The organism is Treponema sp. OMZ 805 (genome assembly GCF_050937395.1).
Classification (GTDB): domain Bacteria; phylum Spirochaetota; class Spirochaetia; order Treponematales; family Treponemataceae; genus Treponema.
Map to the genome: position 1 here is coordinate 17,116 of NZ_JACCLP010000002.1, position 17,738 is coordinate 34,853.

19 protein-coding genes are annotated in these 17,738 nt (G+C 48.3%); 12 read left to right on the forward strand and 7 right to left on the reverse strand.

Features of this window, described 5'->3' with window-relative positions; all coding sequences use genetic code 11:
- Positions 1–18: 18 nt before the first annotated feature.
- Both acrB and HGH47_RS01860 read right to left on the reverse strand, forming a co-directional pair.
- Positions 19–819 (reverse strand): acryloyl-CoA reductase electron transfer subunit gamma, encoded by an 801-nt coding sequence (gene acrB, locus HGH47_RS01855; RefSeq protein WP_016522167.1) that lies wholly within the window; start codon positions 817–819, stop codon positions 19–21.
- A 15-nt stretch (positions 820–834) separates the two neighbouring features.
- A complete protein-coding gene (locus HGH47_RS01860) occupies positions 835–2,007 on the reverse strand; it encodes an acyl-CoA dehydrogenase (RefSeq protein WP_212565528.1) in 1,173 nt (390 codons plus the stop codon).
- Between the two features lie 219 nt (positions 2,008–2,226).
- Between HGH47_RS01860 and HGH47_RS01865 the strand changes: the two genes are divergently transcribed.
- The 4 genes from HGH47_RS01865 (at position 2,227) to HGH47_RS01880 (ending at position 7,496) form a co-directional block, all read left to right on the forward strand.
- Positions 2,227–3,603 carry an aldehyde dehydrogenase gene (locus HGH47_RS01865; RefSeq protein WP_432909946.1) on the forward strand — a complete coding sequence of 459 codons (1,377 nt, stop codon included), beginning with the start codon at positions 2,227–2,229 and terminating at the stop codon, positions 3,601–3,603.
- A 110-nt stretch (positions 3,604–3,713) separates the two neighbouring features.
- The gene (locus HGH47_RS01870) at positions 3,714–4,736 is read left to right on the forward strand and encodes a calcium/sodium antiporter (RefSeq protein ID WP_432909948.1); all 1,023 of its coding nucleotides are present in this window, start codon (positions 3,714–3,716) and stop codon (positions 4,734–4,736) included.
- 16 nt (positions 4,737–4,752) lie between these two features.
- Positions 4,753–5,661, forward strand: a complete 909-nt coding sequence (locus HGH47_RS01875; RefSeq protein WP_432909951.1) for an RsmE family RNA methyltransferase — start codon at positions 4,753–4,755, stop codon at positions 5,659–5,661.
- Complete coding sequence (locus tag HGH47_RS01880; protein ID WP_432909954.1) at positions 5,658–7,496, forward strand: hypothetical protein; 1,839 nt, start codon at positions 5,658–5,660, stop codon at positions 7,494–7,496. Before HGH47_RS01875 ends, HGH47_RS01880 begins: the two co-directional genes overlap by 4 nt.
- Here the strand turns inward: HGH47_RS01880 and HGH47_RS01885 are convergent.
- Genes HGH47_RS01885 through HGH47_RS01900 form a run of 4 tightly spaced genes read right to left on the reverse strand, consistent with a single transcriptional unit; the run spans position 7,477 to position 10,453 of the window.
- Complete coding sequence (locus HGH47_RS01885) at positions 7,477–8,112, reverse strand: PrsW family glutamic-type intramembrane protease (RefSeq protein WP_212565524.1); 636 nt, start codon at positions 8,110–8,112, stop codon at positions 7,477–7,479. The genes HGH47_RS01880 and HGH47_RS01885 overlap by 20 nt on opposite strands.
- 13 nt (positions 8,113–8,125) lie before the next feature.
- Positions 8,126–8,779 (reverse strand): pyroglutamyl-peptidase I, encoded by a 654-nt coding sequence (gene pcp / locus HGH47_RS01890; RefSeq protein ID WP_432910361.1) that lies wholly within the window; start codon positions 8,777–8,779, stop codon positions 8,126–8,128.
- 8 nt (positions 8,780–8,787) lie between these two features.
- Positions 8,788–9,786, reverse strand: coding sequence for a DUF979 domain-containing protein (locus HGH47_RS01895; RefSeq protein ID WP_432909958.1), 999 nt, complete (start codon positions 9,784–9,786; stop codon positions 8,788–8,790).
- Positions 9,779–10,453, reverse strand: coding sequence for a DUF969 domain-containing protein (locus tag HGH47_RS01900; protein WP_432909961.1), 675 nt, complete (start codon positions 10,451–10,453; stop codon positions 9,779–9,781). Before HGH47_RS01900 ends, HGH47_RS01895 begins: the two co-directional genes overlap by 8 nt.
- Before the next feature lie 259 nt (positions 10,454–10,712).
- On the opposite strand from HGH47_RS01900, the gene HGH47_RS01905 reads away from it, so the two are divergent.
- The gene (locus HGH47_RS01905) at positions 10,713–10,988 is read left to right on the forward strand and encodes a BrnA antitoxin family protein (protein ID WP_044015505.1); all 276 of its coding nucleotides are present in this window, start codon (positions 10,713–10,715) and stop codon (positions 10,986–10,988) included.
- Between the two features lie 227 nt (positions 10,989–11,215).
- On the opposite strand, the gene HGH47_RS01910 is transcribed toward HGH47_RS01905, so the two are convergent.
- The gene (locus HGH47_RS01910) at positions 11,216–11,563 is read right to left on the reverse strand and encodes a hypothetical protein (protein ID WP_432909964.1); all 348 of its coding nucleotides are present in this window, start codon (positions 11,561–11,563) and stop codon (positions 11,216–11,218) included.
- On the opposite strand from HGH47_RS01910, the gene HGH47_RS01915 reads away from it, so the two are divergent.
- From HGH47_RS01915 to yedF, 7 genes are all read left to right on the forward strand, one after another.
- Positions 11,535–13,229: a DNA repair helicase XPB gene (locus HGH47_RS01915; protein ID WP_212565522.1), complete on the forward strand. Its 1,695-nt coding sequence runs from the start codon at positions 11,535–11,537 to the stop codon at positions 13,227–13,229. The genes HGH47_RS01910 and HGH47_RS01915 overlap by 29 nt on opposite strands.
- 94 nt (positions 13,230–13,323) lie before the next feature.
- The gene (flgF, locus tag HGH47_RS01920) at positions 13,324–14,139 is read left to right on the forward strand and encodes a flagellar basal-body rod protein FlgF (RefSeq protein ID WP_212565521.1); all 816 of its coding nucleotides are present in this window, start codon (positions 13,324–13,326) and stop codon (positions 14,137–14,139) included.
- Positions 14,140–14,162: 23 nt separating this feature from the next.
- On the forward strand, positions 14,163–14,957 hold the full coding sequence (gene flgG / locus HGH47_RS01925) for a flagellar basal-body rod protein FlgG (RefSeq protein WP_016524140.1): 795 nt from the start codon (positions 14,163–14,165) through the stop codon (positions 14,955–14,957).
- A 21-nt stretch (positions 14,958–14,978) separates the two neighbouring features.
- On the forward strand, positions 14,979–15,542 hold the full coding sequence (locus HGH47_RS01930; protein ID WP_212565520.1) for a rod-binding protein: 564 nt from the start codon (positions 14,979–14,981) through the stop codon (positions 15,540–15,542).
- A 171-nt stretch (positions 15,543–15,713) separates the two neighbouring features.
- A complete protein-coding gene (selD, locus tag HGH47_RS01935; RefSeq protein ID WP_212565519.1) occupies positions 15,714–16,772 on the forward strand; it encodes a selenide, water dikinase SelD in 1,059 nt (352 codons plus the stop codon).
- A gap of 78 nt (positions 16,773–16,850) precedes the next feature.
- Positions 16,851–17,084: a toxin-antitoxin system HicB family antitoxin gene (locus HGH47_RS01940; RefSeq protein ID WP_016670442.1), complete on the forward strand. Its 234-nt coding sequence runs from the start codon at positions 16,851–16,853 to the stop codon at positions 17,082–17,084.
- Positions 17,085–17,132: 48 nt separating this feature from the next.
- The gene (gene yedF, locus HGH47_RS01945; protein ID WP_230974475.1) at positions 17,133–17,738 is read left to right on the forward strand and encodes a sulfurtransferase-like selenium metabolism protein YedF; all 606 of its coding nucleotides are present in this window, start codon (positions 17,133–17,135) and stop codon (positions 17,736–17,738) included.

Consider the following 17,738-nt stretch of genomic DNA (forward strand, 5'->3'; position numbering starts at 1 on the left):
GTACATTCTCCTCCTTCATTAAATGATATGTTTTTCTGCCAGCATACCGACGAGCTTTTCACAAGCGGCTTTGTCGGCGCCTTCCATCATCGTACCGGCGCCTTTCTGCGGCGGGGTAAAGGACTTGTATACGTTTGTCGGAGAACCTTCCAAACCGATCGTGTCTTTATCGATGAGCGGGTCGTCCTTCAAGGTTTCGTAATTGTATACCTCATACGGCTTTGAGTAGCATTCCATAATACCGCTGACGCTCATATAGCGCGGTTCGTTCAGCTCTTTAATACAGGTGATAAGACAGGGCGTCTTTACCTTGAGCATCATGTAGCCGTCTTCGAGCATACGCTTTACCGTCAGTGTGTTGCCTTCTTTTTTAATATCAGCTGCGTAGGTGATCTGCGGGAGATTCAGTTTTTCAGCGATCTGCGGACCTACCTGTGCGGTGTCTCCGTCGATTGCCTGACGGCCGCAGAATACAACATCTTCCGGCCCGACACCGACGCGGCGTACAGCTGCTGCCAAAATCTGGCTGGTAGCATACGTGTCACTTCCGCCGAACTCACGGCTGGAAACCAGTACCGCCTTGTCAACGCCGCGCGCCAACAGCTCACGGAGCATGCTTTCTGCAGGGGGCGGCCCCATCGAAATAGCGACAACTTCACAGCCGGTTTGATCTTTTAGCTGCAGCGCCGCTTCAATCGCGTTTAAGTCATCGGGGTTGGTGATGGTCATCATCGAAGCGCGGTCAAGCTGCCCGTTTTCTTTGACGGCAACTTTTCCGGATGTATCGGGAACTTGTTTTACACAAACAATAGCTTTCATCTGTTCTTGTCCTCCTTAATTGACGCCGAGGTTTGCGGCAATAACCATGCGCTGTACTTCGCTCGTGCCTTCGTAAATTTCCGTAATCTTTGCGTCGCGCATCATCCGCTCAATCGGGTAGTCGCGGGTATAGCCGTATCCGCCGAAGAGCTGTAAACAGCGGCGGGTTACATCGCTTGCGACCTCAGCTGCAACGAGCTTCGCCATTGCCGCTTCCGCAGAATACCGGATATTGGGATTTTCGTTGGCTGCCTGTTTCTTGCATGCTGCCGCATAGACAAGATACTGAGCGCCTTGTGTTCGGGCTGCCATATCTGCGAGCTGGAACTGAGTGTTCTGCTGCTGGCTGATGCGCTTTCCGAACTGGACACGTTCTTTTGTGTATTTGATGGTTTCTTCAATAGCGCCTTCCGCAATACCGAGCGCCTGTGCTGCAATACCGATACGTCCGCCGTCAAGGGTTGCCATAGCGATAATAAAGCCGCGTCCCTGTACGCCGAGGAGATTTTCTTTCGGTACAATGCAGTCTTCAAAGACCAATTCGCAGGTTGAAGAACCGCGGATACCCATCTTCTTTTCATGCTTACCGACGGAGAAACCGGGGAAGCCGCGTTCTACGATAAACGCGCTGATCTCTTTCATAGAGCGGCCTTTTTTATCCTTTACCGTGCCGGTTACTGCAATAACGATAAAGACGTCGGCATAGCCCGCATTGGTGATAAAGATCTTGCTGCCGTTTAATACCCAGTGATCGCCGTCGAGTACTGCAGTGGTCTGCTGTCCTTGAGCATCGGTACCGGCGCCCGGTTCGGTTAATCCGAATGCACCGATTTTCTTACCGGAAGCTAAATCGGGTACATACTTCATCTTCTGCGCTTCCGTTCCGAAGTGCATAATCGGATCGATACAAAGTGACGTATGGGCGGAAATGATAACACCGGTCGTTCCGCATACCTTGCTCATTTCTTCTACGCACATAGCATAGGTTAAAACGTCAGCTCCTTGTCCGCCGTACTGTTTCGGAACGGGAATACCGAAGAATCCCAGCTTTGCCATCTTTTTGACATTCTCTTCAGGAAATTTTTCCTCTTCGTCGACTTCGGCAGCGAGCGGTTTTACTTCGTTTTGCGCAAAATCGCGAAACAGCTGCTGCGCCATGAGCTGTTCTCTGCTCAACGTAAAATCCATGTTGAATCTCCTTCGCTTATTGAATTTTATTAAAAATCTCTACTTTATATAGAGGCTTTTTCATAGTATAATAGCGGCGTACATTTTTAGCTGCAAGCAAGTAATAGTAGTATTTTTATAGATAGATTATATCAGCAAACCGCCGAAATGGATAGAGGAAGAATCTGATTTATCATACTTTTTTTCTCTTGAGCCTTTGCGTCGGGGGAGAATGATTATATGACAAGAATAGCCATAGCCGCGCTGGTGCGGGATACTTCGGCCTTTTTTGCGTCGAATGTAACGAAATCATACGAGTTTCGAGCGGAACAGCTTCGTAAGCTGGGAGCCGCCGTTCACGCATATCAGCAGCGAATAAGTGATGCGCTCTATAAGGATTTACACAAGGCGCCGATGGAAACCTATCTTACGGAAATCGGTATGGTGCAGGAAGAAGTCCGCTTCTTATCGAAACACTTGAAAAAATTGATGAAGCCGAAACGGGTACGCACGCCGCTCAGTCATTTTTTAGCGTCGAGTACGATTTATTACGAACCGTACGGCACCGTGCTGATTATGTCGCCGTGGAACTATCCCGTCAATTTAACGCTGACACCGCTTGCCGGTGCGATTGCTGCAGGAAACTGCGCGGTGATAAAGCCGTCGAATTATACTCCCGAAACCTCAAAAGTAATCGCCGATTTGATTGCGGAAACCTTTGATCCGAGCTTTGTTACGGTTGTAACCGGCGGACGAGAAGAGAATGCCGGGCTTTTGGAGCAAAAGTTCGATTACATCTTCTTTACCGGCGGTACGGTAGTCGGTAAGCTTGTTATGGAAGCAGCTGCGCGGAACCTGACGCCGGTAACGCTCGAACTCGGCGGCAAGTCCCCCTGTATCGTCGATAAAACCGCCGATATGAAAGCGGCGGCGCGACGTATCCTTTTCGGTAAGATACTGAACGGCGGACAAACCTGCGTCGCTCCCGACTATGTGTTAATTCACACTGCGGTAAAAGAAGCGTTTATCGAACAGTGTAAGGCAGTTCTCCGTGAATTTTTTCCGACGGACGCGTATGTCTCATGCAATATGACGCGGATTGTCAACGACAAACATTTTGAACGGCTCTCACATTTAATGGAAGGAGAAGCGGCTGTTATCGGCGGGGAAAAGGATGCGCACGGGCGTTTTATACCGCTGACGATACTGGACAATATCAGCTTTGAATCGCCGGTTATGCAGGAAGAAATTTTCGGCCCTATCTTACCGCTCATCTCATTTAGCGATGTGCAGTGGGCTGTCGACCAAATCCGTGCCCGCCCGAAGCCGCTTGCCCTCTATCTCTTTACCAAGGATGCCGCCGTAGAGCGGAAGATCCTGTCGGAAGTATCGTTCGGCGGCGGGTGCATCAACGACACAATCGTGCATCTTGCGACACCGTACATGCCCTTCGGCGGCGTCGGGACAAGCGGCATGGGGAATTACCACGGAAAACAAAGCTTTTACACTTTCAGCCACGAAAAGAGCGTAATGAAAAAATCCCTGCTGGTAGACTTACCGATGCGCTATCATCCTTATAGCGAGAAAAATTTCAACCTCGTTAAAAAGTTTATGTAGGTGCATACCGGACGGTGTATCCGGCTGTGCCCCGCAAGCTGTCTTGCGTGATTTTGCCTAAACCGGTATATTTCCAGATATTCCGGTTGCTGATATTTTACGAGGTTTATATGGATGCACTCTTACATGATTTTTTAATGAATTCATCGGTTGTAATATCGTTGATTGTGCTTGTTGCAAGCTTGTTTACGCTGAGTAAGGGTGCGGATTGGCTGGTAGACAGCGCGGTTGCCCTTTCGCTTAAATGGGGAATGCCCAAGATGGTGATCGGTGCGACGATTGTCAGTCTCGGCACGACCCTGCCCGAAGCGTCGGTGTCTACATTAGCGGCAATTAAAGGAAATGCGGAGCTTGCGCTTGGGAATGCTATCGGCTCGATTATTGCGGATACGGCTCTCATTATCGGGCTTGTCGCGATGCTCGGTACGGTGCCGGTCGATAAACGGCTCATCCATCGGCAGGGTACCGTGCAGTTTTCGGCAGCGCTGCTGTTGACGCTTGTTTCGCTCCCGTTCTTTTCCCCGGGCAGGGAAGGAAAAATCTATCAGTGGATGGGCTGGATTTTTGTCGTGCTGCTCGCGTGTTATATGTATATATCGTTCCGTTGGGCGAAAGAATCTATGGAAGAGAGCGAACAGGATACGGCAGAAGAAAATCAAAAGCCGTTGTGGCTGCTGCTTGTGTGGCTGGCTGTCGGAATTGCAACGGTTGTGCTGTCATCTAAAATACTGATTCCTACGGTAGAAGTTTCCGCTATAAAGATCGGTATTCCGCAGAGTATTATCGCGGCGACGTTGGTTGCATTCGGTACGAGCGTGCCCGAATTGGTAACTGCAATTACTGCCGTTCGGAAAGGACACGGAGAACTCGCGGCGGGCAACATCATCGGAGCGGATATCTTGAACGTCCTCTTTGTATTGGGTGTAGCGGCTGCGGTGACTCCCGCCGGTATCCGTGTGCCGGTAGATTTTTATTATCTGCAATTCCCGACCATGCTGCTGGTGCTCGGCATCTTCCGTTTTTGTTCAACACGTCAGCGCAGCGTCATAACACGGCTGCAAGGCGCGGTTCTTTTTATCTTTTATGCCGCATACATTGTTCTCAATTTTACATTAAGACATATCACAGGTTAAGGGCGGCAAGGCTGCCATGAATATCATTTTATTACGAGAGGAAGAACTTTCAGACGGGAATTTTTCTTTTGCCAAAACTGATGAACGCTTTTTACATATCAAAAAAGTGCTGAAGCTCGGTGTGGGTTCAGTATTCAAGGCGGGTATCATTGACGGGGAAAAAGGAACGGCGGAGATCACTTCCCTTTCCGATGAGCTGTTGACTGCACGGTTTACCGTAGCGGATAAGCAAGCTCCTGATGGGGTTGATGGAGCCTTTCCGGATCTAGCGTTGCCGCCCATCAGACTGATACTCGGGTTTCCGCGTCCCATTCAGCTGCGCCGTATTTTGCGTGATGTCGCAGGGCTTGGAATTGAGGCACTGTATCTGACCGGTACCGAGCTGGGGGAAAAATCCTATCTACAGGCCGATATCGCTGCGGAAACGGAGATAGAGCGGCTGCTGATTGACGGATGCAGTCAGGCAGGGGATACTCATATCCCGAACGTGTATCGAGCCTATAGTGTACGGCATTTTTTCGACCGGTATGAGGATGATATCCGTCCGGATCATCTGCGGGCGGTGCTCGATGTTCCTTTTCAAATTGAGCAAGGTTCTCAAGGTTCTATTGAACAAAATCGCATGAAACAAGGCCGTATTGGGCAAGACCGTATTGAACAAGCGCATAGTGAACAAGGCGACACACTCTGCATTCCTGTGATGTATCCGCTGCCTCAGCTGCAGTGGGACGGAAAACAAACGCTGTGGCTTGCCGTCGGGAATGAGCGGGGCTGGAGTCTGAATGAACGGCTGTTGTTTGCAAAAAAGCAATTCACTGCCTATACTATGGGACGGAGAATTTTGCGTACGGAAACCGCCGTTACTTCCGCTGTTGCAGTGTGTCTTGCATTATCCGGCGCATGGGATATGAGAGGAGTGCAATGAATCAGGATCAGGTAAAAGAGATATTATTGCAGATTGAAGAGTCGGAACTTGAATTTTCGGTAACGTTTACCGGCAAGGCGAGCAAGAAAGTCAACGGGCTTTATAAAAGCGATACGCATGAGATTTTGCTGCACAATAAAAACTTTTCCGTCGATAACGAACTGCTGTACACCGCTATTCACGAATATACGCATCATCGGCTCTGCGAGCTGGACGGCACCCGTTCCGGCCGTGTGCATACGCAGCGGTTTTGGAGCTATTTTCACCGGCTGCTGCAAAAGGCGGAGGAGAAGGGGCTGTATAAAATCGCTATGGAAGAATCGCCTGAACTGCTCGAACTGACGGATACAATCAGGACGACCATCATGACGGAGGACGGCAAGCTGATGAAGGAACTCGGCAGGCTTTTGAGCAAGGCGCGGGTGCTCTGTAAGCAAGCCGGTGTCCGCTACGAAGATTATATCGACCGTGTGCTGTGCCTGCCGCGCGCTTCCGCTGCGACGATTGAGAAAATACATGCGTTCGATGTAAAGCCGGAACTCGGCTATGAAGCGATGAAGGTGGTTGCGAATATCGCAAATCCCGATAAACGCGCCGCAGCAGAGGATCTTTTTTTACAAAAGCACAGCCCTGCGTTTGTGCGCGACAGTGTAAAAAATAAACCGCAGGATGAAGACCCGCGGCGTAAGTTGGAAAATGAAAAGCGCCGAATTGAGCGCACGATTGTCAGCCTGCAAGCGCGGCTCAGCGAGTTGGAAGACACGCTTGCAAAGATGCCCGTAACGCCGTTTATCTTTTGTTTTTTCTTTTTGCTGCGGCTGCTTTCTCCCCTCACTGCGGATAATACCGGAGTCGGGCAAATGCAAATACCTGCGATACCGGACATTCCTGAAGTTACTATCGGCGGAGGTATTACTCGGCCGCCTGCGCCTCCCGTTATTCAGCCTCCGACGTTTGTGCAACAAAAACGTACTCCATCGTCCGCAGCAGGGGCGAAGGGGAAACAGACGGGAAACGCCACGGCCGCTTCCGGTAATTCCGGTAAAAGCGATGTAAAAAAATCAACGGCGCTGAACGGGCTCAACGCTAAAACGCTGGCGGCATTAAGCCAGAACAGCGGCAACCTAACGCTGCTCAATAATTTGCTCGGCACTGATGCGGGATTAGGCGGCAATGCAGGCTTGGGCAATGTAACCGGTTTGCAAACCGATACGGGCGGCGCCGTTTTAACAAAGATTTTAACCGAACTGGAAAAACTGCAAGCGCAAACCGCTCAAGCTGCCGGCACAAGCGGCGGTACGAGTACCGATACCGTCAATGCTGCAAGTACTGCCGGAAATACCGGTGCGGGAACCAATGGAAACAATGCTGCCGGCACAAGCGGCGGTACAAGTACCGATACCGTCAATGCTGCCGGAAATACCGGCGCGGGCAATGCGGCAGAGGCTCACGCTGCGCTTGCACAAGGGGCTGCGGCGGAACTCATCCGGTTGCGGATAAACGGTAAGGAAATTAAAGACGATTTGGTGTATACATTTTGTTCCGCTCCCGCCGCAAACGGTTCGTTTTTGTACGGTGCAGACCGCCGCTTTACGGCTAACGGCGCCGAGCTGAATGAGACCGCTTATTTTCTATGCCGAAAGACGGAAGCTCAGCAGTACGAGATTACGATGGATTTACGCCAAGAACCGCTGAATGCAAATTCTTTTCTGTATAAACTCTATCAACTCAGCCCCGTATCGGTGGAGCAAACTTCGGATATCATCTTTTGGCATTATAAGGCTTCCGACCTTGAAGTGGAGTTGATATTTAGAATTAAGGACGGGAAGGCGTAACAAGCCGTACTGCATATAAGCAGGCAATGCCGAGTACTGCCGCTGCGGGAAGTATGAAGCCGCCGCCCAGCGAAATAAAAAAGTTATAAAGCCCGTGGAGAACAACCGCTGCGAGAAAGACGAACGCAGCTTTCCGCTTTGTTTTTGTGTATGCCATTGATGCATAAAAACAGCCGAGCGTCCCGTGTAATACGGCGGCGGTAACAAGCCGGAGAGACTGCACGTTGGAATACCGCAAACTATACGAGATATTTTCAAAACCGCTAAAGACAAAGCCGAAGAATACGCCAAGCAGCATACTTTGTGTAATGCCGAATCTTTTTTTTAAAACTATAGCTGCCGTTAAACCGAATACCGCTGCTTTTACACCTTCTTCTATCCAGGCTGTCGTAATAAAGCTGTTAAACAGGAGCCTCACCGCTTCCGATTGTTTTGCAATACCGGCATCTAAAAAAGTATGAACACTATGCTGGAGCGCAAGCACCGGAAGCAGTGACGCTGCCGCTGCAAAGAATACGGCGGCAAGCGTATAAACGGGAATGTGTTTTTTTATTGCAATACAGACCGCTGCCGATGCCGGTAAAAATGCCGTTATCAGTAGCCCGATAATACTCATGCTGTACGAACCGCTAGCATATCTTTCCGCCCGAAACTTTTATGTCGGAACCGTGTTCGACGATGGCTTCAAGTGCGTGGGTAATGCCGCTGACAATTGTTTCCAAGCTCATCGAGGGGGTAAGCGCCGGTTTCCCGATTACCTGTTCGGGCAGGAACGGAATATGGATAAAGCCGCTTTTCATCGGTTTTCCCGCCGCCGTTCTGGCTGCCGCAAGGTGCGCGACACCGTAACAAACATGGTTGCAAATAAAAGTACCCGCCGTATTGGAAATTGAAGCGGGAATTTTATGCGCTTTTATGTTTTCAACGATAGCTTTTATCGGAACGGTAACGAAATATGCAGCGGGGCCGCCTTTTACCACCGGTTCATCGATCGGTTGATTCCCTTCGTTATCGGGGATGCGGCAATCGTCGATGTTGATACCGACTCTTTCTACGGTAATTTCAGATCTGCCGCCTGCCTGCCCGATGCTTAACACCGCATCGGGATTTTCTTTCTCGACCGCTTCTTTTATCTTTGCTAAAGATTTTCCTACAACAGTCGGAATTTCAAGTTTGATAATCTGCGCGCCTAAAATGGTATCAGGCAATCGCTTAATTGTTTCCAGTGCGGGGTTGATTTTTTCTCCGCCGAAGGGATCAAATCCGGTAACTAAAATTTTCATCATTACTCCTAAAAGGCGAAGATTGACATCAAGATGATGTGCACGATGATCAAGGCAACCGACATAAAGGCTTGCGTTTTAATAAGCGTGTATTTATTTTCGGTTTCCAAAATTGCTGCGGGAACGATGTTGAAGTTCGCCGCCATCGGCGTTAAAAGTGTGCCGCAGTATCCGCAGGTCATACCGAGTGCACCGACAACTGCCGAATTTCCGCCTTGCATAATAACAAAGGGAACGCCGACGCCGATGGTAATGACGGTAAAGGCGGCAAATGCGTTACCCATAATCATCGTAAAGATTACCATGCCGAGGCAGTATGCGATAACACCGAGAATGGGTACCCCTTGCGGTACAATACCGCTTGCAAACTGGCCGATGATTTTACCGATACCGGCAGTTGCAAATATCGCTCCTAAAACGCCGAGTAATTGCGGAAGTAAGCTTGAGGAGCCGACTTGCATCAGCATCTTTGAAGTATCGTTGACGGTATTTTTCAATGTCGGTTTTGCCAATAACACCGCAAAAATCAATGCAATAATGGAGGCTGCGCCGACAACCTGAGCGGTCGAAAAACCGAAGATGATTGCCTTACCGGCAGCATTGGTTCCAAGCGAAATATTAAAGCTTTTGACCTGCGCCAATAGCATTGCTACAACGCCGATTAAAACCGCCGGAATAAAAATCTTATTGCCGACCTTTTGCGAATTTTTTTCTACTTCTTCTTTTTCGGCAGTCGGGAGGTCTGCAACCTTTACTTGTTTTGTCAGTGTGAGGATACCCAACAAAATCAATAATCCGCCGATAATAGCTCCGCCGTTCGGAACGTTCAATACGATCACTTTGCCGAACATAAACAACAAGCCCAAGATACCCCAAAACAAAAACGTCCCGCTCAAATGCTTTTTCCCTTTTAAGGAGATGAATGCGGTGATAATGGAAACAAGACCGCAGAGGCCGTAGATAATTTCGTCGATAATCATACTGTGCGAATGGATAAAACTAAACATCGCTTTTCTCCCCTTTCCTTAAGTGTTTTTCGAACAGCCAGCACTGGACAAGCGCAATGAGCACCATCGCAACGCCCGCTAAAATGGAATACTTTGCGACATCGATATTGCTGATATCAAACCCCTGTTCCTTCAAGGTGCCGGTAATTAACAAAACGCCGGATGCAACGGGAAATATATTTTGCCCGAAGAAGTTTCCGTAGTTTTCGGAAGCGCCGGCAAGCCCTTTGATTTTTTCAATATCTTCGTCAGTCAGTTTGATATTCTTCCGTGCGGCTCCCTCAGCCATCGGTAAAATGAGCGGACGGATAAACTGAACATGCCCGCCCAACCGAATTGAAAAAGCGGAAGCAATCGTTCTGATTACAATGTAGAGCCAAATAACCATACCGGCGCTTGCGCCCTTAATCTTTTTGATACATTCCGCAGCGCGTAGTTTTAAACCGTAGCGTTCCATAATAGCGATAACAGGGAACGAAATAAAAAATAAGCTCATATAACGGTTATTGACAAATCCCGTTCCAATTGCATTGAGCACTTCAACCAGTCCCATTTTTGCAATTAATCCGGTAACGAGACCGGAAATCAATACGACTGCGACAACGTCAAGTTTCAAAATAAAACCGACAATGATAATCGCAATGCCGATGAGAACAAAATAGTTCATATCATCTCCTTCTGATAAATAGTGATGAAAAAAGAACGGAGTTTTGAGAGATACATGATAACCGTAACTTTTTTAGAACACATTTTATCAGACTTACAGCCTGCTGTCTATTTAAAATTTTTTACATCGCAAATTAAATCTAAGGAAAAACTCTAAAAAACATACGCTTGACAAATGACTAAAATGTATATACCGTTAAGTATGGATGATGGGTTGTTTGAATGGGATAATGAAAAGGGGTTATATTATGATGCAGTCAATGACACTTTCGGAAGCTAAAAGTATGCTTACACAACAGCGGATAGAACAGTTAAAAACACTTGCTGAACAACCGATTGATACATCTGATATTCCGGAGCTAACACAAGAAGAGTTTTTTAAAATGTATCGTCCAATAAAAAAACCTCTTTCAATCCGTCTTGATTCGGACATTATTGTATGGCTTAAATCATACGGTAAGGGGTATCAGAGCCGAATAAATACCATTTTACGCAATGCAATGGCAGCGGAAAAACAAGCAGCACAGCGAAGATAATCCATTTGACACCGGTCAAACTTGTATTCAGCGAAGTACACGGACGTACTTCGCTGAACGAGCGACGCAGTAGATGCACTGTTGACCAGTGTACGTCCCTGTACCCTGGTCAACGACGAGATTTGTGTATACCACAAATCTCGCTGCTGCTTAATACCTCCGCCATCCTCGCCCAAAAATGAACATCCTTGTCCATTTTTGAACTGCGTGTTTGCAAGGCAAACACGCTACTGACGAGAACCCCCGCCATCCATGGCGCTGTTGAACAGTGTCCTTCCGTGTACACTGTTCAACGTCGAGTTTGCGGGGCAAACTCGCTGCTGCTTAATTTCACGGACATCCGTGTCCGTTCTGATACGTTGAGGATTTTCAACAGCGGCACGGATGCCGCTCGTATTAAACAGTAGCGAGTTTCGGCGGCGCCGAAACTCGCTGGCAAAAGCGTACAAGGATGTACGCTTTTGCCAATGCGACGAAGTAGATGCGCCGTATATTTTCAAAAGACCGATTTGACTAAACGTGAAGGATAGCGTAAAATCATCCGCTATGTCCGCTTCATTAAAACCGCTTATCATTCAAGGCGACCGCTCCATATTGCTCGACGTTCATGCGCCGGAAGCAACGGATGCGCGTTTTGCACTTATCCCCTTTGCAGAACTTGAAAAATCTCCCGAACACTTGCATACCTACCGCTTAACCGGCTTGTCATTATGGAACGCCGCAAGCGCAGGCTTTACTGCCGAAAAAATTACGGAAACGCTCAAGCGGTTTTCCCGATTTGATATTCCCCCTGCCGTACTCGGTTGGGTGGAAGAAACGTTCAGTAGATACGGCAAGATCAAACTGACTCAGTGTGAAGATGATTCGTTTTTGTATTTAACGGCGGAAAACGACCGAATATATCAAGAATTAAAAGCTTCGCCTAAGCTTGCAAAATATCTGGTCGCGGCGGAAAAACCGCGTTCGTTTTTAATTGCGCTTTTGAACCGCGGTACGGTAAAACAGGCGCTGCTGAAAATGGGTTGGCCGGTGCGCGATGAGGTACCGTTGAAAGACGGAGCGCCGCTTGCGGTTGATTTACGTACGCAGACAAAAAAAGAAAAAGATTTTATCATCCGCGACTATCAGCGGGAAGCGGCGGAAGCATTCACCGGAGATAAGGGACCGGGAACGGGTTTCGGTACGATTGTGCTGCCGTGCGGCGCCGGTAAAACGATTGTCGGTATGCTGGTTATGTCGATGCTGAACACTGATACATTGATTCTAACCACCAACACCGCCGCGGTGCATCAGTGGAAGCGCGAGTTAATCGATAAAACCGAATTGGAACCCGATACCATCGGTATTTATTCAAGCGATACCAAAGAGATTAAGCCGGTTACCGTAGCAACCTATCAAATTTTAACATGGCGACCGGACACCGAATCGGAGTTCCCTCATTTTAAGCTGTTTCGCGAACGGAACTGGGGCTTGATTATCTATGACGAAGTACATCTACTTCCCGCTCCGGTGTTTCGCATTACCGCGGAGCTGCAAGTGATCAGGCGGCTCGGCTTAACGGCAACGCTGATCAGGGAGGACGGCTGCGAAGGTGATGTATTCAGTCTCGTCGGCCCTAAACGCTATGACGTGCCGTGGAAGGAGCTGGAAGAAAAGGGCTGGATTGCTCACGCCTATTGTACGGAAATACGCATCCCCTTGCCGGTCTCTAAAGAGATTGAGTATGCCGCCGCCCCCTTGCGCGAAAAACACCGGATTGCGAGTGAGAACGAAGCAAAAAACGAAATTGTCCGGCAGCTGCTTGCACGGCATACCGACGACCAAATTTTGATTATCGGGCAATACATTACGCAGCTGAAAAAAATAGCCGAAGAGGTACATGCGCCGCTCATCACCGGAAAAACGCCGAATGCCGAGAGGGAAGTGTTGTACGACTCATTCAGAGCGGGCGATATTTCCGTACTGGTGGTTTCCAAGGTAGCGAATTTCGCAATCGATTTACCGGATGCTTCCGTGGCAATCCAAATTTCCGGAACTTTCGGCAGCCGGCAGGAGGAAGCCCAGCGGCTCGGGCGTATTCTTCGGCCTAAAGAGCGGGATTCGTTTTTTTACACGCTGGTAACCCGCCATTCCGTCGAAGAAGAATGCGCCGATCACCGTCAAAAATTCCTTGCGGAACAGGGCTATGCCTACTCGCTCATCACCGATGCGGATTTCTTCACAGATACATGCATACGATAGTGCAATGGAATCACTAAACTTCCAATTATAATTGCTTCAATAAAAACCTCTTCATATTTTTCCCCTTGTGCCGATATTCTTTAGAGAGGTTCTTATGATTAGAGGTTGGTACACTGCAGCAAGCGGCATGAACGCTCAGCAAAAACAGCTGGACGTTATCGCTCAGAATTTAGCAAATGCCGATACGACAAGCTATAAACGGGACGTTGCGACCCATAAAAATTTCCCCGAATTACTGATACGGCGCTTAAATGATGACGGCGTTGTTAAAAATCCTTTCGGTTCGTCAGACATTGCGCCCATTATCGGAAAACTCGGTCTTGGGGTGGAGCTGAATGAAATCTTTACCGAGTTTGAGCAAGGTTCCTTAAAGCAGACCAATGCGGCCTCCGATCTCGCGCTTGAAGGCAAGGGCTTTTTCTGCGTGGAAACCCCGTACGGTGAACGGTATACCCGCAACGGGAACTTTACCGTCGGTGTTGAAGGCTATTTGATGACCAAAGAAGGCTATCCCGTCCTTGGAGAAAATGGTCGCATTTTTTTGCAGGACAAGGAATATCAGGTAAAACAAAACGGCGAGATCTATGCACGGCCGATGACCGAACCCGATTCGGATGCAACGCTTACCGATCGGCTTAAAATCGTTACGTTTGAAAATGACCGGTATCTGAAAAAGCACGGTTCCAGTTTTTATCTTGATACACCCGTGTCGGGACCTGCTATCGCTGCGGAGGGCGGCGACCGTCCTGTTGTAATGCAGGGCTTTGTCGAAGCTTCAAATATTAAGGTAGTCAATGAGATGGTACGCATGATCGAGGTTAACCGTGCGTATGAAGCAAATCAAAAGACAATTCAATCCGAAGATACAATGATGAGTAAACTTTGGAACGAGGTTGCGAAAGTAAAATAGCGTAGGAGAAGTAGGAGAATAAGATGGTAAGAAGTTTATGGACAGCCGCAACCGGCATGAACAGCCAGCAAGCAAATATTGATACCGTTGCAAACAACCTTGCAAACGTGAATACCAGCGGTTTTAAAAAACAGCGGGCGGAGTTTGAAGACCTGCTGTATCAGACCATTCGGGCGGCGGGAACACCTGCAACCGAAGATACGATTACACCCGTCGGCGTGGAGATGGGGCACGGTGCAAAGCTCGCCGCAACGCAGCGGAATTTTGAACAAGGTTCGTTGCAGAACACAGGTGTTTCTACCGATGTGGCTATTGCAGGAGAGGGTTTTTTCCGTGTGCTGCAATATGACGGCACCTATGCGTACACACGGGACGGTTCCTTTAAAATCGATGCCGACCGGCAGTTGGTAACCTCAAACGGACTCCGCTGTTTGCCGGAAATTATTTTCCCGGAAAACTATCTTCCGCACACAATCGCAATCAGTCAAGACGGCAGGGTGTCGGTGCGGGTAGGGGAGCAGGATGATCCGGTAGAAGTAGGTCAGATTGAGCTGTACCGCTTCCAGAATCCGGTCGGGCTTTCCGCTCAAGGAAGCAATTTGTTCCGGCAAACTCCGGCATCTGGTCAGGCCATCGCAGGGCGCCCCGGCTTTAACGGCTTCGGCAAAACCGAGCATAAATTTTTGGAAATGTCGAACGTCTCTACCGTCAGCGAAATGGTCAACATGATTGTCGCACAGCGTGCCTATGAATTTAACTCAAAAGCCATCCAAACCAGCGACAATATGCTCGGTACCGCAGTCGGCTTAAAGCGGTAATTGATTGAAGGAGCGGATTTGATGATTGAAGCGGTAAAGCAGAATACCTATACAGTGCAGCAGCAGTCGGTAGTGCGGGATACTTCTCATACAAAAGGATCTCGTCCGGCGAACAAACATGCTGCAAAAAACACGCAAAGCTTTTCTCAGTTGCTCGATTCCTTAAAGACCGAATCCGCCCGTTTTTCTACGGCGAAGGAATCCGCTCATTCAAACCTCTCGACACGGCTTCCGGGTGAGTATCTAAGCTCATTTGAAATCGTCAATCCTACCGATGCAGATCGTGCGGCTCAACCTAAGGGTATGGGCGCCGTTTCTGCGGCACAACACTCCGGTACAAAAGCCACTATCGATAAAACCTCCGAACTGTATCAGCAAGCTCTTGAGCTTGAATCCTACTTTGTCAAAATCATGCTCGATTCCATGCGGAGTACACTCGGCAAAAACAGCCTGACCGGAAAAGACAGCTTTGCCGGTAAAATGTACGACGATATGATGTACGAAGAGCTTTCCCGCACAATGACTAAAAATGCGGGACTCGGCCTTGCCGATCAAATATATTTACAGCTTAATCAACAAGGGTAAGAAAATCTTTTTAAAACCTAAATATCTGGTTAGTAGGGGTATTGCATGAAACAAAAGAAACGACCGCGACCTCAGCATATCAGTCTGTGTAGATAGTGTCGTTTTGCAAACGTATTTTATCACAACTCACATTTGCTTGTAAAAAGCATCTCCATATATTATAATAAATCAATGGAAAATTATAATAAATCCGCAAGCGGACAGGGCGATGAACTTTTTGTCTGCGGCGGATGCAATGCAAAAATCGGCGCAGGGGTTTTGAGCGCCTTACTGAAAACACTTCCTAAAACTTCACATGAAGGCTTATTGGTCGGCTTCGACAGCTCCGATGATGCGGCCGTTATTCAGCTGACACCCGATATAGCAGTCATTCAGACCCTTGATTTTTTCCCGCCGATGGTAACCGATCCTACCCTTTTCGGGCAGATTGCAGCAGCAAATGCTTTAAGCGATATATATGCGATGGGCGGTGAGCCGGTATGTGCAATGAACATTGTCTGCTATCCTGAGGAAGCGACCCGCGATAATGCATACGCGGCGCTGCAAAGCATTCTAACCGGCGGCGCGGAAAAGGTGAAAGAAGCAGGCGCTGCGCTGGTGGGCGGGCACTCCATCCATGACCCCAAAATAAAATACGGACTTTCCGTGATGGGAACGATACACCCTAAGCGCATTTGGCGGAACAACACCCCGCAGGCGGGAGATGTGTTATTTTTAACCAAAAAACTAGGAATCGGGATTATCACCACCGCGTACAGCGCAGGAGAAGTTCCCCGCTCCGCCTTTGACGAAGCAGCTGCCTCGATGACCTACCTCAATAAATACGCAGCCGAAATTCTTCGGAACTTCACCGTTCATGCTTGCACGGACGTAACCGGTTTCGGCTTGAGCGGACACCTTTCGGAAATGACCGGCACGGATTTTACCGCCCGCCTTGACGCAAACCGTATTCCCTATATCGAGGCAGCGTATCAGGCAGCCGGTGAATTTTTGCTTACCGCCGGCGGACAGCGGAACCGGAACTTTGCCCAAGGAAAAATTCAATTCGGCATAAAAGATTTTGCACTCGAAGAAATCATCTTTGACCCGCAAACCTCAGGCGGTTTACTCTTTGCCGTCAGCCCCGCCGAAGCGGAAAAAATCAGACCGGCCTTTGCCGAGGCAGGAATCAGTCTATTCCAAATCGGCGCCATCGAACCGCGTGCAGATTATCCGATTGTGGTGAGATAACTTTAAAGAAGCGGAACAGTTAGGAATCGTTGCACTAACGCCGCGGGAGTTTATAGATACATTAAATGGAGGTCAAAAATGAGCACATTGAGTATTAGAATCCCGGATTCATATCATACAATGATAAAAGAAGTTGCTAAAATTGATAACATCTCAATAAATCAATTTATTGCCGCTGCAATAGGAGAAAAATTATCGGCACTACAAACGGAACAGTATATTGAGCAACGGGCAAAAAACGGATCGCGAGAAAAGTTTTTAGCTGTTTTACAAAAAGCTCCTAACAGCAAACCTGAAGAATGTGATGTATAAAACCTCGTGCGGATTATCCGATTGTGGTGAGATAATATATGGAGAGAAATGATGATTGAAGTAAATGCGATGGGCAAAGTGTGTCCCATTCCCGTCATTATGACGAAAAAAGTATTGAGCGAAAACACCGCAGGCGAAAACATCCTGATACGGGTGGATAACGAAATTGCGACCCAGAACCTGACCAAGATGGCTGGGCAGCTGAATATCAAGGCGAGCGTTACCAAGCTGAATGATGCGGAATACACCGTACTCTACGACTTTCAAGGCTGCGAGGCTTGTACTATTTTGAACGACACAAGCGTGCTGGAACAAGGCGTTGACGAATATGTTGTGGTGATCAATTCCGATAAGATGGGCACCGGTGATGAAGGCTTTGGCACAAAGCTGTTGGAGAACTTTGTGTATGCACTGACTGAACAGGATCGAATCCCTAAAATGGTAGTGATGTATAACTCCGGTATCCGCCTTGCAACCGAGAACGAAAAGACCGTCAAGGATTTAAAAACCTTACAGGACAAGGGAACGGAAGTGCTTGCATGCGGGCTGTGTTTGGATTTCTATGGCTTAAAAGAGAAACTGCAAGTCGGTTCGGCTACGAATATGTACCGTATTACGGAAATTATGCGTACCAATAAGGTCGTAAAGCCCTAA